The following is a 21,341-nucleotide window of genomic DNA, read 5'->3' on the forward strand; positions in this document are numbered from 1 at the left end:
ATGAAAGTGAGGTGGAATCATTGAGTACAAACGAATCCATACTAGAAGTAACAGACCTCCGGACATCCTTCTTTACCGAAGGCGGTGAAGTCAAAGCGGTCGATGGAGTGACCTTTGATGTACCAGCAGGTAAAACGCTAGGTATCGTAGGGGAATCCGGATCAGGTAAAAGTATCACTGCGATGTCTATTTTGCAGTTGATCAGCCACCCAGGGAAAATCAAAGGTGGAGAGATAAAATTCAGAGGCAAGAACCTTCTGGATTTAAATGAAAAGGAAATGCGTAAAATCCGTGGAAATCAAATCTCAATGATTTTCCAAGAACCGATGACCTCTTTAAACCCAACATATACAGTCGGACAACAGATCCGAGAATCATATAAGATCCACCAAGGATTAGGGAAAAAAGAAGGAAGCAAACGAGCGATCGAGATGTTGAAACTTGTTGGTATTCCTTCACCTGAGAAGAGATTGGACCAATATCCATTCGAATTATCTGGTGGAATGCGTCAACGTGTCATGATTGCCATGGCCTTGGCGTGTAAACCGGATTTATTGATTGCAGATGAGCCGACAACTGCGTTGGACGTTACGATTCAGGCACAGATTCTTGAATTGATTAAAGAATTACAAGATGAATTAGGCATGTCCGTTGTCATGATTACACATGACTTAGGTGTTGTTGCTGAAACGTGCGATTATGTAGCAGTTATGTATTGTGGTAAGGTCGTCGAATATGCAGATGTGAGAACATTATTCAAAAATCCACGTCATCCATATACAGTAGGTCTTTTGAAATCCCTACCGCGTAGTGATCGAGACCAAGAAGAATTGACACCGATTAAAGGAACTGTACCTAGTCCAGATGAGATGCCTGTTGGTTGTCGATTTGCACCACGTTGTCCATTTGCGACGGATCTTTGCCATGAGAAATTGCCATCTCTTGACGATGTCGGGGATGGAGAACAAATTCGCTGTTGGATTTACACCGATGAGTGGAACGGCGACCCGGGGGTGAAAGTATATGAGCCAGAAAGAACTACTGAAAGTTAAAAATTTAAAACAGTACTTCCCAATTAAAGGTGGCATTTTAGGCCGGACTGTCAATAATGTTAAAGCGGTTGATGACATATCTTTCACCGTTCACGAAGGAGAAACAGTCAGTGTCGTTGGTGAATCCGGATGTGGAAAATCTACGACAGGTCGAGCTATTTTACGATTGGATAATCCGACAGACGGCACGGTTGAATTCGATGGTATCAACCTACTGGATTTGAATAAAAAAGAAATGCGTAAAATGCGTAAAGATATGCAAATTATTTTCCAGGATCCATATGCTTCTTTAAATCCACGTCAAACAGTACGTGAAACATTAAGAGAAGCGATGGCGATTCAAGGTGTCGTTCCGAAAGAAGAACGTGCCGACCGAATTGCTGAATTGTTAGAAACAGTCGGATTACAGCCATACCATGCAGACCGCTACCCACATGAATTCTCTGGTGGACAGCGTCAGCGTATCGGGATTGCCCGTGCATTGTCTGTTGATCCAAAACTTATCGTCTGTGACGAGGCTGTTTCAGCATTGGACGTTTCTATCCAGGCGCAAGTGTTGAACCTATTGAAAAAGTTCCAAAAAGAAATGAATTTGACGTATTTATTCATTTCACATGACCTTGGCGTTGTTCGTCATATCTCAGATCGAGTCATCGTCATGTATCTAGGAAAAATCGTTGAGGTGGGAGATAAGAAGTCCATCTTTGAAAATCCTCAACATCCTTATACAAAAGCTTTATTATCTGCTATTCCAGTACCGGATCCAGATCATGATAAAGATCGTATCTTCCTACAAGGAGATGTACCTTCACCGATCGATCCGCCTACTGGCTGTCGTTTCCATACACGTTGTCCATTTGCGACAGAACGTTGTAAGGAAGAGACACCTGAGCTACGCAGCACAGGATATATGGCAGAAGGTCACCAAGGAGCTTGTCATTACATGGAGTTGATTGAGTCTGGTGAACACCAGCCAACTCGTGAAACAAGCAAAGTCCGCCAATTGAGTGAAGAACCTGAAAGAGTATAGTTAAAAAGCGAGCAGGAGGCCAAACGGTCTTCTGCTTTTATTTAAATTGGGAGTAAAGCGCTTTCATATGAGTTTGCTATTCCGTTACAAGGACAAAAAATCATGTTATCATACTAATGGGAATGAAATGAAAATGATTCAGGAGGTAACAAAATGCCTAGTGAAACGTTAGATCAATTTTTGAATGAAAATTTACAGGAATTAAAAGACCAAGGTCTTTATAATGAGATCGAGGTTGTTGAAGGTGCAAATGGCCCAAAAATAACGATTAAAGGAAAAGAATTAATCAATCTATCCTCTAATAACTATTTGGGTCTTGCAACGGATGAACGACTAAAAGAAGTCGCAAAGCAACATGTTGATTCACATGGTGTCGGAGCTGGTGCCGTTCGTACGATTAATGGAACATTGGATGTCCACGTGAAGCTTGAGGAAAAAATTGCTGAATTTAAAGGAACTGAAGCTGCAATCGCTTATACTTCCGGCTTCAACTGTAATATGGCGGCGATTTCTGCCGTAATGGATAAAAATGACGCCATTTTATCTGATGAACTGAATCACGCTTCCATTATCGATGGCTGTCGTCTTTCCAAAGCGAAAATCATTCGTTTCAACCATTCTGATATGGAAGATTTAAGACAGAAGGCGAAAGAAGCCAAAGAATCAGGTCAGTATAATAAAATTATGATCATCACTGATGGCGTATTTTCGATGGATGGAGACGTCGCAAATCTTCCAGGGATCGTTGAAATCGCCAAAGAGTTTGACTTAATTACGTATGTTGATGATGCCCACGGATCTGGAGTGATGGGGAAAGGTGCCGGCACAGTGAAGCATTTTGGTCTTCAAGATGAAATCGACTTTCAAATGGGGACTCTTTCGAAAGCAATCGGTGTTGTCGGTGGCTATGTAGCTGGTAAACAAAACTTGATTGACTGGTTAAAGGTGCGTTCACGTCCTTTCCTTTTCTCAACATCCTTGTCACCTGCCGATGTTACGGCATGTACAAAAGCAATCGATTTGTTGATGGAATCAACAGAACTTCACGATCGTTTATGGGAAAATGGAAATTATCTAAAAGAAGGTTTGAAGAACTTAGGTTTTGACATTGGCGAGAGTGAAACACCAATTACACCTTGTATTATCGGAGATGAAAAAACAACCCAAGAATTCAGTAAGCGTTTGTACGAAGAAGGCGTTTATGCAAAATCCATCGTCTTCCCAACTGTTCCTCGTGGTACAGGCCGTGTAAGAAATATGCCAACAGCGGCACACACGAAGGAAATGCTGGATGAAGCTATTTCGATTTATGAAAAAGTCGGAAAAGCAATGGGTATCATCCAATAGAATAGAGAGAGGAACAGAGGGGGATTCCTGAATGAAGAACATTTTAGTAACAGGAGCGCTCGGTCAAATTGGATCTGAATTGACCGCACAGCTAAGAGAAACGTATGGACATTCGAATGTCATTGCTACCGACATTCGAAAGCCTGAAAACTTAGATGACACGAATGGTCCCTTTGAGGTATTAGATGCTACTGATGAACGGGCCATGCACGACATCGCAAAGAAATATAATGTAGACACCATTATGCACTTAGCTGCATTATTATCAGCAAAAGCAGAGAATAACCCTCAATTTGCTTGGAACTTGAACATGGGTGGATTGATGAACGCGTTGGAAGTAGCACGCGAATTAGATGCTCAATTTTTTACACCGAGCTCAATCGGTGCTTTCGGCCCAAATACGCCAAAAGATCTTACACCACAAGACACGATGCAACGCCCAATGACAATGTATGGCGTCAATAAGGTTGCAGGCGAATTGTTATGTGATTACTACTATAATCGTTTTGGTGTCGACACACGTGGCGTTCGCTTTCCTGGTTTGATTTCCTATGTGACAGAACCAGGTGGTGGCACGACGGACTATGCCGTTGAGATTTATTATGAGGCGTTGAAACAGAATAAATATACATCGTTTATCGGAAAAGGTACGCAGATGGATATGATGTATATGCAAGATGCGATTGACGCAATCATTCAGTTAATGGAAGCAAACCCAGAACGTTTGCAGCACCGAAATGCCTTTAATGTGGCAGCGTTTAGTGCCGAGCCAGAAGATTTCAAGCGTTCGATTCAAAAACATTTACCTTCTTTTGAATTGGATTATGAAGTCGACCCTGTCAGACAGAAAATAGCGGAAAGCTGGCCTAACTCCATTGATTGCACAGCCGCAAAAGATGAGTGGGATTTCAAACCAAGATTTACGTTGGACGACGTAACAGAAGATATGCTGACGAACGTTAAGAAGAAACTAGCGAATGAATAAAAATACATCCCCGAATGCCATTCAACAAATGGTCTTCGGGGATTCTTCTATTTCTAGAATCGATATGTCTGTATGTACAAGGCACATAAAATCCAATTTTGGTAGCATATATGAGTGAGTTGGGTGCATTTCTATTATATTAGGGCACATATTCATCATAGGCAGGCGCATATCCATCCATTCGGGGATCATATAATACCATAAAGGGCACAAATATAGGCGTTCTACTCCATCAAAGGATGTAGAACGCCTAAAATAATATATAGCAGATCGATAAAATGGAACCGAATGATGAAGATATGAGCCCATTTACTATTTATATGAGGGGAATTTATCAGTCTGCCATTTATCTAATGTGCCTATCATGCGAATTTATGCATCCCTTATCGTGATATATGATCCCTTTTGCGAGTTTTATGCGCCCTTCGTCGTGATATATGACCCCATTTGTGAGTTTTATGTCCCCAATAGCAAGATATATGAGCCGAGTTACGGGTTTTATGTGCCCATCACCATAATATATAAGCTCACACACGAGTTTCAGACACGCTTTAACTGCGGGAAACGAATCAAGAGATCAATGATAAAATTGATTCATTTCTTAATTGAATAATTCATCAAGCCTGTTGGCGTAAAAAGAAAATTCCTTTTGATGTTTGAGGATATTTTCATCATCTGTCGTTTCCAATAGTTTAGTAAGTAAAATCTCCATCGCTAAATCCGAATCGTCCATATTATATAAAACCATCGCAAAATAAATATAGAATTCATTAGCCGCAGGAAATTCACTCATGCCAATTTCGAATGTTTCCTTTGCATTATCATACAAACCGACAGCACGATAACTCGCCCCGAGATGAAATAACGTATTTTTGCGTATGCCTTCAGACAAATCCAATTCAAGCGCTTGGTTAAAGTATGTAATTGCTTGGGGCATCATCTCAAGGTTTTTATGTAATAAACCCGCTTCGAAAAGGATTGACGGATTTTTTTCTTGTTCTTCCGCTAAACGTGTGATCTCTTCTCGCGCACTTTGAAGATGTCCATTCTGTTTTAAATCAAAAAATTTATGAAGTAGTTTCATTTTTCCACCCCTATTAATACTCATTTTCGTAGATGTAACTTTTGTAACCCGATCTTGTTTCTCAACCTTAATTGAAATTGTATCAGAATTTACAAATAGAATGGAATCAAGTTGTATAATATTTTTTGATTGCTCGATAGACCCAAATGTGCAAAAAGGCATATCGCAAAGTCTTATTGGAATATTTTAAACTCAGCCACAATCAAAAACGCTGTTCACAGTATCGAGAGATCCGGACAGAGCACATAAAGGTAAAGTTTAAATCGGTGAATTCTTAGAAAATTCATAGGAATAAAATTTTACATTAGCGCGGAATGCTTTAGATAATGAAGAATTATCTGAGATTATATAGCTTGTTCGTAAAATACTCAAAATAGCTCGCAATTATTCCAATATAATATATAACATCTTCTTTGACGAGTGTTCACAGATTATCTACAATTTAAAGTTGGATAGCTAATAATTTATTAGGTTGGCTTTTCAAAAAAATTGAGAGGGTTTTTTTCCTAATGGCAAATGAGAAAAAAAAGCAGTTTACAAAAAAGAAGTATTATTCAGATGAATATCTGGGGACAGGAGTTCAATGGGGTTCCTTTATTATAAGTGGAGGATTCCTATTATTATTCGTTATATTGGCATTCTTTATGCCAGATAACATGAGTACTTGGGTGAATAATTCATTTGATTTTTCTGCTAAATATTTTGGTCTATATTGGCAAATTCTCCTCCTAGCAACATTTATTGTCGGTTTGGTTTTAATGTTTTCTAGGTATGGAAGAGTAAAGTTAGGACTTATAGACAGTCCTCACTATAGTAATTTCCGCTGGGTCGCAATGATTTTAACGACATTACTAGCTTCTGGTGGTGTGTTTTGGGCAGCTGGGGAACCAATGTCACACTTTCTAGATACACCTCCACAATTCGTTGATGGAGAATTAACAGAATGGGATAAAGCGATTATCGGGCTCTCCCAATCGTTCATGCACTGGGGCTTTAGTGCTTGGGCAATTTTAGGTACGACGGCAACAATTGTATTAATGTACGCACATTATCATAAAGGTATGCCACTAAAGCCGCGTACCATTTTGTATCCGATTTTTGGAGACAAACTATTTAAGAAGAATAATATTATAGGTATTTTAGCAGATGTTACTTCCGCAATTGCAGTTGCAGCTGGTACGGTAGGTGCAATTGGCTTTTTAGGATTACAAGCATCCTATGCCGCTGAGCAAATTTTCGGAATGCCGAATACGTTAGCGACACAAATTACATTTATCGTCATACTTATTGCCATTTCTACAGTATCGGCGATCACAGGTGTTGATAAGGGAATTCAGATTTTAAGTCGTTTCAACGTTGGTTTTGCGGTACTTCTTATGATCGTTATTTTAATCATTGGACCAACAATGTTTTTACTTGATGCATTTGTAACGGCCGAAGCATTTCAAATTTCAAACTTCCTCATGATGAGTTTGACTCGTGGAGACCCTGCATGGTTAGCGAGTTGGACAATCTTCTTCTGGGGTTGGTTCATCGGATTCGCACCAATGATGGCAATCTTTATTACACGGATTTCGAGAGGTAGAACAATCCGTGAGTTGATTTTGGCTGCTGGTATTTTTGCACCAATTGTCAGTAATATATGGTTTACGGTTCTTGGTGGGACTGGAATATTCTTTGAAATAGAAAAGCCTGGTATCATTTCAGAACCTTTAAATAACTCCGGTCAAGAAGCCGCAGTGATGGCGATTCTTGAACAGCTGCCATTGACGTCGATTATGGCATTCAGTTTCTTAATTATCACAATTATCTTCGTAGCAACGACAACGGACTCAATGGCTTATGCATCTGCTGTGTCTGTTACCGGAAACGATAATCCAAAAACATCTGTCCGTGTATTCTGGGCATTGATCTTTGGAGCGATCGCAGTCGCTTTATTGGCAATGGGTGAAAGCAATGTAGGTATGTTCCAAAACTTCATCGTTGCTTCGGCAGTACCTGTATCGCTTCTCCTGCTTCCACCAGTATGGGATTCAGTGAAGATTGCGAAAGAGTTAGCGGTTGAACAAGGAATCAAAGGTGAAAAAGAATATTCGTTTGAAGAAGATGACAATTATCCACATGTGTAGATTTCATCGTAAACTGCTATAAAATATTTATAGTTGATACGCTCGTAGGATTCACCGAAAAACAAAAACAAACGATTATTCAATATAGAGAAGACCCGATGATTTTAATGACGAATCATTGGGTCTTTTTTTTATTTCAAGCTCTAATGTATATGTTGGCGTTATGGAAAGTATCGAACATGGTACGAAGAAGCAAAGGTTATCGGTTTTAAGTATCTAAAGCTTAATTAAAGAGAAATCATATCCATATTAAGTCCTCGTTAAATAAAAATGTAGCAGTTCGAGTCGTATAAATTAAGATTGGGCGTTCGCTTCCCCCCAACCTCTGACTTAGAACCATTAAAAATTTGTAGCATAATTTTCAACATTATAGGGGAATACAATTATATAGGGAGGAATTATCTCAGTTTAGATAGCTGAGTCAAAAAATTCGCGTATTTGCTCATTATTATTCAAACATAATATATAACATCTTCTTTGACGAGTGTTCACAGATTATCTACAATTTAGAATTGGATAGCTAATACATCTGTAAATTAGCTTTCAAAAAAAAGTGAGAGGATTTTTTACCGAATGTCTAAAGAAAAGAAGAATCAGTTTACAAAGAAGAAGTATTATTCAGATGAATACCTGGGGACAGGAGTTCAGTGGGGTTCCTTTATTATAAGTGGAGGATTCCTACTATTATTCGTTATTCTGGCATTCTTTATACCAGATAACATGAGTTCTTGGGTGAATAATTCATTTGATTTTTCAGCCAAGTATTTTGGTTTATATTGGCAGCTCCTCGTCTTTGCAACGTTTATTGTCGGGCTGATTTTGATGTTTTCCAGGTACGGAAGAGTAAAGTTGGGACTTGTAGACAGTCCTCTCTACAGTAATTTCCGCTGGGTTGCGATGATCTTAACGACATTGCTAGCTGCAGGCGGTGTGTTCTGGGCAGCCGGAGAACCGATGGCTCATTTTCTCAACACACCTCCATTGTTTACAGATGGAGAATTAACAGAGTGGGATAAAGCAGTTATCGGTCTCTCCCAATCGTTCTTACATTGGGGCTTCAACGCTTGGGCAATTTTAGGTACGACGGCAACAATCGTTTTAATGTACGCTCACTACCATAAAGGTATGCCGTTGAAACCACGTACGATTTTATACCCAATTTTTGGCGACAAACTATTTAAAAGAAATCATATTGTTGGAATCTTGGCAGATGTCACTTCAGCGGTTGCAGTTGCGGCAGGTACGGTAGGTGCTATTGGCTTTTTAGGATTACAAGCATCCTATGCTGCTGAACAAATTTTCGGTTTACCGAATACATTAGCGACACAAATTACATTTATCGTCATCCTTATTGCCATTTCTACAGTATCGGCAATTACAGGTGTTGATAAAGGGATTCAGATTTTAAGTCGTTTCAACGTTGGTTTTGCTGTGCTTCTTATGATTGTTATTTTAATCATTGGACCAACTATGTTTATTTTTGACGCGTTTGTATCAGCTGAAGCTTTTCAAATCTCTAACTATCTCATGATGAGTTTAACGCGTGGAGACCCTGCATGGTTAGCAGGTTGGACAGTCTTCTTCTGGGGTTGGTTTATCGGATACGCTCCAATGATGGCGATCTTTATTACGCGGATTTCAAGAGGTAGAACAATCCGTGAATTAATTTTAGCCGTAGGTATCCTTGCACCAATCGTCAGTAATATCTGGTTTACCGTTTTAGGCGGAACAGGAATTTTCTTTGAAACGAAAAATCCTGGAATCATTTCAGAACCGTTGAATAATTCCGGCCAAGAAGCGGCAGTAATGGCGATCCTTGAACAAATGCCATTTACATCGATTCTTGCTTTCAGTTTCTTGATTATCACAATTATCTTCGTAGCAACGACAACGGATTCAATGGCTTATGCCTCTGCTGTATCTGTTACAGGAAATGATAATCCGAAAACGTCTGTCCGTGTATTCTGGGCATTAATCTTTGGTGCGACAGCAATCGCTTTATTGGCAATGGGTCAAAGTAACGTTGGGATGTTCCAAAACTTCATCGTTGCTTCAGCAGTACCAGTATCGCTTCTCATGCTGCCGCCTGTATGGGATTCTGTGAAAGTTGCCAAAGAGTTAGCAGTTGAACAAGGCATTAAAGGGAAAAAAGAATATTCATTTGAAGAGGATGACAATTATCCACACGTGTAGAATTCATCGTAAAATGCTACAATACTATTTATCGTAGCAGATAAAGATGGAAGGTGTTATATTTGAGTGATCACTTAGAAGCAAAACCATGTTCTCATTCATTAACCGTGAGAAACTCACATGTTTTGCCACCGGATACCAATATGCACGGCACATTGTTCGGTGGAAAGTTAATGGAGTATCTAGACGACGTGGGAGCGATCGCTTCAACACGACATGCACGGAAGCCAGTCGTCACAGCTTCCACAGACTCGGTAGACTTTTTACATCCAGTCAAAGCAGGCCACACCATTTGCTTGGAGGCTTTCGTGACTTGGACACATCGGTCTTCCATGGAAGTTTTCGTCAAAGCAATTACGGAAAATTTATTGACAGGTGAACGACAGGTTTGTGCAACAGCATTTATGACCATGGTTGCGGTTGATGCAGATGGTAGACCTGTGGAAGTACCACCTGTTTATCCAGAAACCGAAGAAGAAAAATGGTTGTATGATGGTGCAGAAGAACGGATGAATTACCGTAAAAAACGTAGTAAAGATTCTAAAGTGCTTGCGGAAAAGTTCGGGACGGACTTTCCGTGGGATTCATCGAATAATAACAACGAACGTTAATTTAAACAAAGAAGACCTAATGAATAAAAAATCATTAGGTCTTCTTACATAATGATGAATAACGATCAATAAGTGTGAATAATATAGTTATCAAACCGTAAATGTACAACTACGCCAATCCAAATTGACAGCAAATACAATGTAGCATACAATTCAGATAATAACGTTCTAAGAGAGGCCAACTACTATGGAGAAGGATCATCAAGTAGGAATTGGAAAATTTGCTTTGCAGCTCGTTTTAGATTTTAGTGAAGAGTTCGAAGCTGTGGGCAAAGGCCATTCAACGAAGCCATATCAGTTTTGTATCGGAAAAACAGGATCGATGGACCTAAAGAAAGTTGTGTCAGCGATTGAGACGGCTTCCAAGCGCAATCGATTAGTCGAAGAAGGGCTTTACCGAGAAACACATGCTTTATATCATGCGATTTTGGAAGCATTAGAAGGAGTTACGCGCGGTCAATCACAACTCGGTGAAATCATGCGAACTGTCGGACTCCGTTTTGCTGTTGTACGAGGAAAACCGTACAGTAATCAAGCGGAAGGAGAGTGGATTGCCGTCGCGCTCTATGGGACGATCGGCGCACCAATCAAAGGATTGGAACACGAAGCTGTCGGTCTTGGAATCAATCACATATAAGTCTTGCCCAGTTGAGAGATAAGTCACTAGGGGGCTTGTATTCAAGAGAAACTCTTGGATATGAGTCCCTTTTTGCTTTTTTAAGCAATTTTTTAGCTGAAAAGGAATTGAGGAAATGAATTGGAGGGATCATTTTGCGATTAAATGGTAATGAACTAACGATTGAAGACGTTAAGCGTATTGTTTACGAAAACGAATCCGTGACGTTGGAAACCGACCAACTCGAGAAGGTCAAGCAGAGTCGTACCTTTGTCGAAGAAATTTTATCTACCGAACAAACCATGTATGGAATCAATACAGGGTTCGGCCATTTAGCGAATGTAACAATCAATCCAAGTGATTTGGAAACATTACAATTGAATCTTATACACTCCCATGCTTGCGGTGTTGGTGAGCCTTTTTCTGAAGAGATTAGTCGAGCGATGGTTTTGCTTCGAGCGAATGCATTAATGAAAGGAAATTCTGGCGTTCGTCCAGTTCTCATTGAACGGTTAGTTGATTTATTGAATCACCGGATACATCCGATCATTCCGCAACAAGGATCATTGGGGGCAAGTGGCGACTTAGCTCCATTAGCTCATTTGGCGCTCGTTTTAATGGGTGAAGGAGAAGTTTATTATAAGGGAACAAGGCGACCTGCAATCCAAGCCTTATCCCAAGAAGGATTACAACCACTTGCATTAAAGGCGAAGGAAGGACTCGCACTAATTAACGGTACGCAAGCGATTACGGCTACCGGCTGTATCGCGTATATAAGTGCGGAGCGGCTCATGCATCAAGCGCTCAAAATTGCTGCCATGACAATCGAAGGCTTGGAAGGAATTCGAGATGCATTTGATGGACTTATTCATCAAGCACGCGGTTATCCGGAACAGATTGAAGTAGCGGAACAAATGCGTGAATTACTGATAGACAGTCAACTCACGACCGCACAAGGAGAAAAGCGCGTCCAGGATGCTTATTCATTGCGTTGTATTCCGCAAGTATTTGGTGCCTCATGGCAAACCCTGAATTACGTGAAAGAAAAACTGACCATTGAGATTAATGCCGCAACCGACAACCCGTTAATATTTTCAGATGAAGGAAAGATTCTTTCTGGGGGCAATTTTCATGGTCAGCCTGTAGCGATTGCCATGGATTTATTAAAAATCGGTGTCGCTGAGATGGCAAACATGTCTGAACGACGTGTGGAACGGTTAGTGAACCCACAGTTAAATGATTTGCCGCCTTTTTTGAGTGCCAAGCCTGGATTAGAATCAGGAGCAATGATTTTACAATACACAGCCGCTTCACTCGTTTCAGAAAACAAAACACTGGCCCACCCAGCAAGTGTTGATTCGATTCCATCTTCTGCGAATCAAGAGGACCATGTCAGCATGGGAACCATTGGTGCGAGGCATGCGAACCAAATCGTTTTGAATACGAGCAAAGTACTGGCGATTGAGTTGATTTGTGCGATGCAGGCCGTGGAATTTCAAGGGGTTGAAAGGATGGCAAGCGAAACGCGAGCTTTTTATGAGCAATCTCGCAAAGTCGTACCAAGCATAAAACAAGATCGAATTTTTTCAAACGATATTGAGAACATGAGCCAGCATTTAATGGTTTAATAGCAAGATAGATGGCTGAGTGACATGAGGCAGTTGTCTGCCAAGGATTGAATCAAGCTTTTCCACCGGTCAATAAGAGAAGAAAATTCGGTGAAAATAAGAGTTTAAGAGAAGGTGTTATTTGACCATACTCGGTGTATTCACTTAATACAATAAAGCGAAAAACTCTTTCTTTACAAAGAAGATGTATAGTATAATAGTTTTCAGGTAAAGATAGAGATAAGAAATGGATTGCGTCACACCGAGGTGAATAAATGAGAAAATTTAATTGGTGGTTGGTTGTAGCGTTAGTTGTGATTATTGGTGGGCTAGCGAGTTATTTCGTTGTAGAAGCAAACAGCAATGACCAAGTGTTTCGGAGCATTAGTCATACAGGAGCAAATAAAGAACTCTTCAATAATTACGAAGAAGTCTATATCGGTAAAGAAGTCAAATGGGAGGGAGGAGAATCCTTTCCACTGATCAAGGATATTCAATTGATCAAGCAAGATGGAGAAGAACTCGACCAGTCAAACAGCTCCATTCAGATTAACCTCTACATAGATGATACTGGCGAAACGAACGTCCATTACCGAGATACCTATGAAAATAAATTATTGAAAGAGTCTTATGTGTCCGTACAAGATTATCAGATGGAATCAGACCGCTTCACGCTAGTTTTTGAGACTTCATTAAAGGATCAGAACTACCAGAACGATTTAGAAAAACTATTGATCACATATATTGAACAAGGGAAAGAAAAGCAAGCTGAACTCCCACTACGTTCGTTTATTTTTAAAAATTAATCATACAAATTGAACTGTTTCAATTCCTCTCCCATTCGTTCGGAGGTTTTGAAACAGTTTTTTTATAGGAAACAATCGAAAGATGCAAAGGATCCACTGTCATCTTTCGATTGTTATACGCATAACAACTTAGTCTCTATTTAATTCTTTTTGACATTTTGTGCAAAGTTTATTTTGTATTTCAAGTGGTTTTTGTAAGATATTGCCGCAGTTCGTACATGTTTTTAATTGATCAGGATTCGTCGGTCCATACTCAACTGAATTTCGATAATCATCAATCATGTGTTCCACTCCTTTCTGTGAGTAGCGTTCTATACACCATCACAAATACCCTTAATTCAAAAAGGCTAACCACGGAGACCGATGATCCAAGATTTATGCACCCAACGTTATCGTATATGCGCCCTCCTTCACGCCATATGCGCCGGAATTTGTCGTATATGGCCCCAAACTACAGAGATATGCACCCGGCATTCAAATTTATGAGCCCAATTCCAAGATATATGTGCCCTCCCCTAAGGTGAGATGAATTGCAACGAGTCAAATCAACCAGATAGCGACAGGAACAAGCCAAAGGGCAAGCGATTTGAGAAAAAGAGCGACCTCTTATACAATGAGAGTGAGGAATGGAGTGATGAAGATGAAAAAAGCAGACATTGAAGCGGAAATTGCTCATCTAAAGATGGATTATATCCGAATTCAAGGTGACCTTGATAAGATGGAAGCCGTTGGAGGGAGTATCACACCAATTGAACGAGTACTCGAAAAAATAGAAATCGAATTAGCAGAAAAGAAAAAACAGCTAAATGAACTAGATGAATAGACAGAGAAGAAAAAGTAAATTTAGGTACCAGTGATTATTACGGGGTAGCACACAACATTTAAGTGCTACCCTTGTTTTGGGTTCTGCTAATCGAAGATAACACGCAATGTCAGCGGTCTATCTATGAATAGAGAGCTTCTAATCGAGTGTAGCATGTGTTTTTAATCCTCAACTCGTGATTAGAGCTTGATCGAAGGCACATTACATATCTGCTTCAGTGTTAATTTGCAGAGCTTCAGGGTTCATTTGCACAGCTTCAGCATTAATTCACGCGCCTTCAGGGTTAACTCCCGAACCTTCAGTGTAAATCCACAAACCTTCAGTGTTTTTTCATAAAGCTTCAGGGTTAATCCGTGTACTATTGGGATCATGCATTGGTGTCTGTGTACGGCTGCCCATTTTTTCCTCTCGTATTGATTTCCTCGCTCGCTATATTAACAAGTGATTTTTCAATCGTAACGCTTTAGCATACACAAAAAAGCACCGACCGAAGTCAGTGCCCGCTCTCTCATATAATAAATTTTCACATGACCAATTCGTTGAACCAACCAATCAAGACAACATTAAAATATACTCGTGATGTTATTGATGAAACTGGAAACCATCGTCTCAACATAAGTTCTAGCAACAAAGCTTAGAATTAAAACACCGATGAAGTAAATGATCAATAATAAATAAACACGATCGGTTCCGTCACCTGCATTCTCAATACCGGACTTTGTCAGTATGACTGGTAGCATAAAAATGACACCAAGTGTTGCGATAAGGAGTGCAACGGTCGCCAACCAACTTAGATTAAGAACAGAGAATAATACACCGACTATGAAGATAAATGAGAACGGAAATAAGTACGCACCATACTGAGCGGTCAACGTTCTTAAGTCTTTTATTTCTCCTGTAATTTTAGCCAAAATGTATATAAGTAAGATCATAATGATTTGCAGTGCATAAAACCCGACGAACGGTAAGAGAAAATAATCAAAAAAGCTAACTTCCACACTTTGACCAAGTACACTACCTAATCCAAGATCATTGAACGAGCTTTGCAAATCCGAGGAAATGCTTTTCATCGAGTAATAGATGAAACCGGCGACCAATAAAGAATAGATGGCGATGGAAATCAAACCAATCGGTAAATGGTTCGGGGTTAAATGCTTACTTGCAGAGGGTTGCCTCAGAATTTTCTTTAACACCCCATACACATTTTCACTTGGTAATACATCCTCTGAATTGATCGTAATTGTTGAAGCTTGATCGATGTTGTGTCCGCAGTTAGGGCAAAATTGAACACCTTTTTCAACAGATATACCGCAAGATGGACAACGCATAAAAAAACTCCTTTCTACCAAACATATCACTAGTAACTATCATATAAGAAATAAAGAACAGAAAACAATTATTCATGACTATTTATAAAAAAAGATTCCGATCGCTAGAAGAATATATCATAAAACTCTAGCTCGGAACCTATCAATCAAGATCGAGACTCGATTGTGCAATCCACTACATCAATACTTGTCACCGTTTAAATGATTGAGGTTTAAGATTGACTCGTCTTTAAGTGATTATCATAGGTGACATCATACAAGTCTTTGTAAGCAACATGCTCATCCCGGAATTCAGATGGTGACTCCAGTCCGGATGCAGCTGCCAAATTAAATAATCCTTCACGCATGGCAATGACGAAATTGGTCACGCGATATGACTTCTCGTCGATGTCTAATGCTCTTTGTAGTTTCGGATCGGTGGTCGCCACACCGACAGGGCATTCATTCGTATGACATACTTGGGCCATGATGCAACCGACGGTCACCATGAAAGCACGGGCCACTTGTACAAGGTCTGCACCTAATGACAAGGCAATGGCAATTTTATCAGGTGTAATCAACTTGCCAGAAGCAATAATTTTCACACGGTCACGCACACCTTCTTTCACGAGTGCTTGATGTAGAATTGGCAGTGCTGATTTTAATGGCAATCCAACACTGTCTGCAAGCTCTTGATACGTAGCACCTGTTCCGCCTTCTCCGCCGTCGACGGTAATAAAGTCTGGATGCTTGCCAGTTTCTTTCATTAATTTCGCTAATTCTTCGACGTATTTTTCCTGTCCGACGACGATTTTCATCCCGACAGGTAAACCGGTCGCTTCTCTAATGTCAGTTAAGAAATCAAGCAGTGTTTGAACATCATCAAATTCGTAAAAGCGGTTGGGACTGTTGATGGTTTTATAAGGCTCGACATTACGGATTTTTGCAATTTCAGGCGTTACTTTATCTCCTTCAACGTGTCCGCCTCGAAGTTTTGCCCCTTGTGCCAGTTTTAATTCAAAAGCTTTCACTTGATCAATTTCTGCTTTTTTCTTTAATTCTTCCCAGGAAAATTCACCAGCTTCCGTGCGTACACCGAATAAACCAGGGCCGATTTGCATGATGAGGTCGACATCCCCTTTTAAATGGTGATTCGATAGTCCGCCTTCACCGGTATTCATCCATGTACCTGTAGCACGGCCTAAACCTATTGATAATGCCGTTATGGCGCGGTCTCCAAGAGCGCCATAACTCATGGCAGACATTCCGATATGGCCTTTTACATGGAATGGTTTCCGTGTATTTTCACCAATCACAACTTCATATTCTTTCTCAAGTAAAAATGGATTCATCATTTTATCTTCACGGTGCTCTTTTCGGCCAATCAGCGAATCTTTATCAATTTGGTAGACGAAAGAGCTAACTTGCGGACTTTCTCCGAGTGCTAATTCCTCCAGTTGTTTCGGAAACATTGAATTTTTCACATAATAGCCAGGCTCTTCAAAGTCTCTAAGTGAACCATAACCAATCAACCGGTGACCATATTTTGCTGGAATGATGATGTCGTGGTAATCCTTTCTGGAAAATGGTTTCCCTTCCGTATCATCACGGAAAAAATATTGTCTTAATTCAGGTCCGATCTTTTCAAACATATAACGAATGCGTCCAAGTACCGGATAATTTCGAAGTACAGAATGCCTTTTTTGGTTACGGTCGACAAAATATGCATAAACTACGAAGAATGCAGGCAAAACAAGAACAAACAAAATAATAATTAATAAAATAACACTGACGATATCCGCCATTGACTACCCCCCTAGTGAATTATATAATGGCTAGCGTATATATAAAAAATATCGTATATATGGGTTATACCACATCCATTAGGGAACTAAGCATACAAGCCCATATGGAAGGAGGCACACGATGGACAATTTATTATTTGAGCTGATGCTCATCTTATTTTTAGGTGTCAGCTCACAATGGGTCGCATGGCGCTATAGGCTACCGGCGATTGTCGTGATGTCTGTCGTTGGATTACTGGCAGGACCTATTTTTGGTGTAATCAATCCCGAGGAAAATCTCGCAGTCGTATATAGTCCATTAATTTCCATAGCAGTTGGGATTATCTTATTTGAAGGAAGCTTAGGCCTGGATTTTCGTGAAGTCCGAGGAATTGGTAAGCCGATCTACCGTATTGTGACAATCGGTGCTTTATTAGCCTGGATTTTAGGCTCACTAGCCGCACATTATGTAGCTGGATTACCGCTCGCTGTAGCATTTGTGATTGGTGCCATCTTCATTGTTACAGGGCCAACAGTTATTTTACCTCTATTAAGGCAGGCTAAGTTAAAGCCACTTCCTGCTGCGATCCTTAAATGGGAAGGTATTATTGTTGATCCCCTTGGTGCGTTATTAGCTGTCTTCGCATTTGTGTTCATCCAATTTATCACCCTAGACGATGTGACATTCATTACAATCTTATTCTTTATCGGAGGATCTATATTAGCAATTCTGATAGGAATTGGATTCGGATTGGGAGTCGGCAAATTATTTGAGAATGGCCTAGTGCCTGAGTATTTGAAATCTCCATTTGTTTTGTCCAGTGTTGTGACCGCCTTTACGATTAGCGATATGATTATGCACGAAACAGGATTGCTGGCCGTAACGGTAATGGGAATTACCCTTGCAAATATGAGAATTTCATCAATTGGCGATCTACGTCATTTTAAAGAGAATATATCCATTCTATTGATATCTGTTATTTTTATTATGTTAACGGCATCACTGACAAGAGAAACATTGATTGCTATGTTTGAATGGCCGATTATTTCATTTGTTTTATTAATGCTTTTTGTTATTCGTCCGTTAACAATTTTTATCTCAACGATTGGAACAGGTCTACCGTTTAAAGTGAAATTATTGACGGGTTGGATTGCGCCGCGAGGAATTGTCGCCTTGACGGTATCTGGTTATTTTGCTGGAGTTTTGCTGCTTGAAGGATATGAAGAAGCTGAAATGTTAACTTCTTTAACATTCGGCCTTGTGTTTGCAACGGTTGTGGCTCACGGCTTTTCAATCGGCTGGCTTTCGAAAAAATTGAATTTATCTACTGAAAGCACACCAGGAATTCTAATGGTTGGATCCAGTAAATTCACAGCCAATTTTGCAAAAGTATTGGGTGACTATGACATACCGGTTATGATCATTGATTCATCTTGGAGTAGGTTATCGCATGCAAGAAGGCTCGATGTTCCAAACAAACATGGAGAAGTGCTTTCAGAACAAACCGATTACCAACTAGATATGACTCCATATGAGTATATGATCAGTATGACGGAATTCGATTCATACAACACGTTAATCAGTACGACATTTAAGCCTGAGTTCGGACGGGAATTCTTGTATCAATTACCGATCCAAATGGACAACGGAGATCGTTTAGATGAAGTCAGTAACCATATAAGCGGAAATATCTTGTTCAGTGAACAGGCAAATTGGACCGTACTGAATGAAAAAATCAACCAAGGATTTGTATTCAAAAAAACAAAGATCTCAGAACAATATACGTTTGAAACATTGAAAAAAGAATTACATCACGAATCTGTTTTATTGGCAATTATCAAAGGAAGTGGGAAAATCATCTTCTTTTCTCCAAATCGTGAACCAAAAGTTGAATCAAAAGATATTGTCATCAGTTTATCGAAGCCGAATAATCGACAAGGCTAAGATCAACGAAGCTCACCCAGCCAGCGGCCTAAAGAAGGTCGCTGGCTGGTTTTTTTAGATGGCTTTGTTAAAGTCCGTTGTTGATATTTTGATCCGCTATCGGTGGATGCTTTCCCCACCACCTAATATCCGATCTATTCGACCGGAATTTGAATCTCACTTCCGATTCAGGTGAATAGACGCTTTCTATTCGACTGAAATCGGACTCACGCTTCTAATTCGGGTGAATAGACGCTTTCTATTCGACTGAAATCAGACTCACGCTTCTAATTCGGGTGAATAGACGCTGTCAATTCGACCGAAACCAGACTCACGCATCTAATTCGGGTGAATAGACGCTTTCTATTCGACCGAAATTAGCCTCACGCATCTAATTCGGGTGAATAGACGCTTTCTATTCGACTGAAATCAGAGACACGCATCCAATTCGGGTGAATAGACGCTGTCAATTCGACCGAAACCAAACTCACGCATCCAATTCGGGTGAATAGATGCAGTCAATTCGACCGAAACCAAACTCACGCATCCAATTCGGATGAATAGGCGCTGTCAATTCGACTGGAATCAAGAACTCGCATCCAATTTGGGTATTGCGACTCTCACAATAACGTTTTACGTTTCCCCGCCAACGAGGACTCTAATTTAAGAAACTGATTCACTTAAAAATGAAACCAGTGGAGAAAATTCGTCAACGCCCGAACGCGGATTGGAATAGTGAATTGGGTAGTCGAGAGCGCTTCTCAACACCCGAATAAGAGTCAGAACAGTGTATTTGGTCGCAGAGACCTCTCAATACCCCAACGAAAGTTAGAGTAGCGTTTCTTCCAACTCACTCACAATATGAAGCTGCTGACCCAGCATGTAATCAATTGATAAAACTACCTACTAGTCAGTTCTTGACTCACCATTTAACAAAATATTCAATTAATTTATTTGATTATTTTGCAGGAATGTTCTTGATGAACGTCGAATAAAACATATATAAGGCACGTATGCGCTGTTCATCCTTAGTCAGGAATCTTAAAAATATCATCCACTACCCCTCAAGATTTACACCCAATCTAAATCTTCATGACATACTTAATGAGAAAATAACCCAGTAAATGAAATTAATAGTTTTAAAGATATTATGTGGAAGTCTATCCATAACAAAGTTTAAATAGGCTATCAACTAGAATATTTGGAGCATACACGACTATCTGGAAGTATTATCGATAATATTATAGAAATTTGAATTTTATGTTTACTTCCTAGCAAAATAGGTTATTAAACTATAAAATGTGTGTTTTTTTGGAAGTTGAATAAAACCAGCTAAATCATATACGCTTAAATAGAAGAAATGAACGGCAAAATTTATTTGATAATTTTACAGATTCATTCTTTTCGAGAGGGGGCAAGTTTTTTGGGAAGCTTGAGTGACAATAGCTTTATTCGAGGAATAGGTAAAGTACTTCAGTTCATTGATAAAGTAATGATGAGATTAGAAGAATTTATATTATCCTTCTCGATCATTTTGATTTCGATTATGATCGTCGGTAATGTAATTGCCCGAGAAGTCTTTAGTTCAGGTGCTTTTTATTTCGCCTATGAGGTGAGTAAATTTGCCATCATTATTGCAACATTCATGGGGATTGCTTATGCAGCCAGAAAAGGACGACATATTAGTATGTCAGCTTTTTATGACTTCGCACCTATGAAAGTTCGTAAAGTGATGATGATCGTGATTAATGCAGTGACTGCAATCGTTATGTTTGTAATGGCGTATTATACTTATAATTTTGTTCTTTTTGAATATAATACCGGAGCTATTACGACCTCGTTGGAAGTCCCTAGATACTTAATGGCCGTATTTATTCCAATTGGCTTTGTGACAGCGGGGATTCAATATATCAGAAACACATTTGTGAACTTCACAGCGAAAGCAAAAGATAAAGTTTATTTAGGAATCGATGCCGTAGATTATAACGATCAAAGAGAAAAAGAATTGAAGATGGAAGACATATCCATCTAATGTCAAAAATC

17 protein-coding genes are annotated in these 21,341 nt (G+C 39.7%); 13 read left to right on the forward strand and 4 right to left on the reverse strand.

Translation table 11 applies throughout. The annotated features are described in order from the left end of the window. The first annotated feature begins 20 nt into the window (after nucleotides 1-20). From FPQ10_RS05200 to FPQ10_RS05215, 4 genes are all read left to right on the forward strand, one after another. Complete coding sequence (locus FPQ10_RS05200; RefSeq protein ID WP_144161323.1) at nucleotides 21-1,052, forward strand: ABC transporter ATP-binding protein; 1,032 nt, start codon at nucleotides 21-23, stop codon at nucleotides 1,050-1,052. Further along, nucleotides 1,024-2,082, forward strand: coding sequence for an ABC transporter ATP-binding protein (locus FPQ10_RS05205; RefSeq protein ID WP_144161326.1), 1,059 nt, complete (start codon nucleotides 1,024-1,026; stop codon nucleotides 2,080-2,082). Before FPQ10_RS05200 ends, FPQ10_RS05205 begins: the two co-directional genes overlap by 29 nt. Before the next feature lie 153 nt (nucleotides 2,083-2,235). After that, nucleotides 2,236-3,429, forward strand: coding sequence for a glycine C-acetyltransferase (locus tag FPQ10_RS05210; protein ID WP_144161328.1), 1,194 nt, complete (start codon nucleotides 2,236-2,238; stop codon nucleotides 3,427-3,429). A gap of 31 nt (nucleotides 3,430-3,460) precedes the next feature. Beyond that, a complete protein-coding gene (locus FPQ10_RS05215) occupies nucleotides 3,461-4,414 on the forward strand; it encodes an L-threonine 3-dehydrogenase (RefSeq protein ID WP_144161331.1) in 954 nt (317 codons plus the stop codon). 601 nt (nucleotides 4,415-5,015) lie between these two features. Here FPQ10_RS05215 and FPQ10_RS05220 read toward each other — a convergent pair. Then, nucleotides 5,016-5,498, reverse strand: a complete 483-nt coding sequence (locus FPQ10_RS05220; RefSeq protein ID WP_186278545.1) for a tetratricopeptide repeat protein — start codon at nucleotides 5,496-5,498, stop codon at nucleotides 5,016-5,018. 509 nt (nucleotides 5,499-6,007) lie between these two features. Here FPQ10_RS05220 and FPQ10_RS05225 point away from each other — a divergent pair. The 6 genes from FPQ10_RS05225 to FPQ10_RS05250 all read left to right on the forward strand — a co-directional run bounded on the left by FPQ10_RS05225 (nucleotide 6,008) and on the right by FPQ10_RS05250 (nucleotide 13,460). After that, nucleotides 6,008-7,627: a BCCT family transporter gene (locus FPQ10_RS05225; RefSeq protein WP_144161338.1), complete on the forward strand. Its 1,620-nt coding sequence runs from the start codon at nucleotides 6,008-6,010 to the stop codon at nucleotides 7,625-7,627. 573 nt (nucleotides 7,628-8,200) lie between these two features. Continuing rightward, nucleotides 8,201-9,820, forward strand: a complete 1,620-nt coding sequence (locus FPQ10_RS05230) for a BCCT family transporter (protein WP_144161341.1) — start codon at nucleotides 8,201-8,203, stop codon at nucleotides 9,818-9,820. 62 nt (nucleotides 9,821-9,882) lie between these two features. Further along, nucleotides 9,883-10,431 carry an acyl-CoA thioesterase gene (locus tag FPQ10_RS05235; RefSeq protein ID WP_255439712.1) on the forward strand — a complete coding sequence of 183 codons (549 nt, stop codon included), beginning with the start codon at nucleotides 9,883-9,885 and terminating at the stop codon, nucleotides 10,429-10,431. 187 nt (nucleotides 10,432-10,618) lie between these two features. Continuing rightward, nucleotides 10,619-11,068 (forward strand): histidine utilization transcription antiterminator HutP, encoded by a 450-nt coding sequence (gene hutP / locus FPQ10_RS05240; protein WP_144161344.1) that lies wholly within the window; start codon nucleotides 10,619-10,621, stop codon nucleotides 11,066-11,068. A 131-nt stretch (nucleotides 11,069-11,199) separates the two neighbouring features. Then, a complete protein-coding gene (hutH, locus tag FPQ10_RS05245) occupies nucleotides 11,200-12,675 on the forward strand; it encodes a histidine ammonia-lyase (protein WP_144161347.1) in 1,476 nt (491 codons plus the stop codon). A 254-nt stretch (nucleotides 12,676-12,929) separates the two neighbouring features. Beyond that, nucleotides 12,930-13,460 (forward strand): hypothetical protein, encoded by a 531-nt coding sequence (locus FPQ10_RS05250; protein WP_144161350.1) that lies wholly within the window; start codon nucleotides 12,930-12,932, stop codon nucleotides 13,458-13,460. Nucleotides 13,461-13,589: 129 nt separating this feature from the next. On the opposite strand, the gene FPQ10_RS12955 is transcribed toward FPQ10_RS05250, so the two are convergent. Next, a complete protein-coding gene (locus FPQ10_RS12955) occupies nucleotides 13,590-13,742 on the reverse strand; it encodes a hypothetical protein (protein ID WP_186278546.1) in 153 nt (50 codons plus the stop codon). 358 nt (nucleotides 13,743-14,100) lie between these two features. Between FPQ10_RS12955 and FPQ10_RS05255 the strand changes: the two genes are divergently transcribed. Further along, on the forward strand, nucleotides 14,101-14,283 hold the full coding sequence (locus FPQ10_RS05255; protein WP_144161352.1) for an SE1832 family protein: 183 nt from the start codon (nucleotides 14,101-14,103) through the stop codon (nucleotides 14,281-14,283). A 563-nt stretch (nucleotides 14,284-14,846) separates the two neighbouring features. On the opposite strand, the gene FPQ10_RS05260 is transcribed toward FPQ10_RS05255, so the two are convergent. Both FPQ10_RS05260 and FPQ10_RS05265 read right to left on the reverse strand, forming a co-directional pair. Then, nucleotides 14,847-15,611: a zinc ribbon domain-containing protein gene (locus tag FPQ10_RS05260; RefSeq protein WP_144161354.1), complete on the reverse strand. Its 765-nt coding sequence runs from the start codon at nucleotides 15,609-15,611 to the stop codon at nucleotides 14,847-14,849. A gap of 212 nt (nucleotides 15,612-15,823) precedes the next feature. After that, nucleotides 15,824-17,395, reverse strand: coding sequence for an FMN-binding glutamate synthase family protein (locus FPQ10_RS05265; protein ID WP_144161356.1), 1,572 nt, complete (start codon nucleotides 17,393-17,395; stop codon nucleotides 15,824-15,826). Nucleotides 17,396-17,516: 121 nt separating this feature from the next. Here FPQ10_RS05265 and FPQ10_RS05270 point away from each other — a divergent pair, with 121 nt between their 5' ends. Further along, nucleotides 17,517-19,319: a cation:proton antiporter gene (locus tag FPQ10_RS05270; protein WP_144161358.1), complete on the forward strand. Its 1,803-nt coding sequence runs from the start codon at nucleotides 17,517-17,519 to the stop codon at nucleotides 19,317-19,319. Nucleotides 19,320-20,721: 1,402 nt separating this feature from the next. After that, nucleotides 20,722-21,330 (forward strand): TRAP transporter small permease, encoded by a 609-nt coding sequence (locus FPQ10_RS05275; RefSeq protein ID WP_255439713.1) that lies wholly within the window; start codon nucleotides 20,722-20,724, stop codon nucleotides 21,328-21,330. Nucleotides 21,331-21,341 lie beyond the last annotated feature (11 nt).

The sequence above is a fragment of the Allobacillus sp. SKP2-8 genome (assembly GCF_007559355.1).
Classification (GTDB): Bacteria; Bacillota; Bacilli; order Bacillales; family Alkalibacillaceae; genus Allobacillus; species Allobacillus halotolerans.

Excerpts from the sequence above, each read along its gene's own strand:
- FPQ10_RS05205 (WP_144161326.1), top strand. The coding sequence starts at position 1,024 with ATGAGCCAGAAAGAACTACTGAAAGTTAAAAATTTAAAACAGTACTTC.
- FPQ10_RS05215 (WP_144161331.1), top strand. The coding sequence starts at position 3,461 with ATGAAGAACATTTTAGTAACAGGAGCGCTCGGTCAAATTGGATCTGAA.
- FPQ10_RS05270 (WP_144161358.1), top strand. The coding sequence starts at position 17,517 with ATGGACAATTTATTATTTGAGCTGATGCTCATCTTATTTTTAGGTGTC.
- FPQ10_RS05220 (WP_186278545.1), bottom strand. The coding sequence starts at position 5,498 with ATGAAACTACTTCATAAATTTTTTGATTTAAAACAGAATGGACATCTT.
- FPQ10_RS05265 (WP_144161356.1), bottom strand. The coding sequence starts at position 17,395 with ATGGCGGATATCGTCAGTGTTATTTTATTAATTATTATTTTGTTTGTT.
- FPQ10_RS05255 (WP_144161352.1), top strand. The coding sequence starts at position 14,101 with ATGAAAAAAGCAGACATTGAAGCGGAAATTGCTCATCTAAAGATGGAT.
- FPQ10_RS12955 (WP_186278546.1), bottom strand. The coding sequence starts at position 13,742 with ATGATTGATGATTATCGAAATTCAGTTGAGTATGGACCGACGAATCCT.
- FPQ10_RS05260 (WP_144161354.1), bottom strand. The coding sequence starts at position 15,611 with ATGCGTTGTCCATCTTGCGGTATATCTGTTGAAAAAGGTGTTCAATTT.
- FPQ10_RS05225 (WP_144161338.1), top strand. The coding sequence starts at position 6,008 with ATGGCAAATGAGAAAAAAAAGCAGTTTACAAAAAAGAAGTATTATTCA.
- FPQ10_RS05230 (WP_144161341.1), top strand. The coding sequence starts at position 8,201 with ATGTCTAAAGAAAAGAAGAATCAGTTTACAAAGAAGAAGTATTATTCA.
- hutP (WP_144161344.1), top strand. The coding sequence starts at position 10,619 with ATGGAGAAGGATCATCAAGTAGGAATTGGAAAATTTGCTTTGCAGCTC.
- FPQ10_RS05210 (WP_144161328.1), top strand. The coding sequence starts at position 2,236 with ATGCCTAGTGAAACGTTAGATCAATTTTTGAATGAAAATTTACAGGAA.
- FPQ10_RS05250 (WP_144161350.1), top strand. The coding sequence starts at position 12,930 with ATGAGAAAATTTAATTGGTGGTTGGTTGTAGCGTTAGTTGTGATTATT.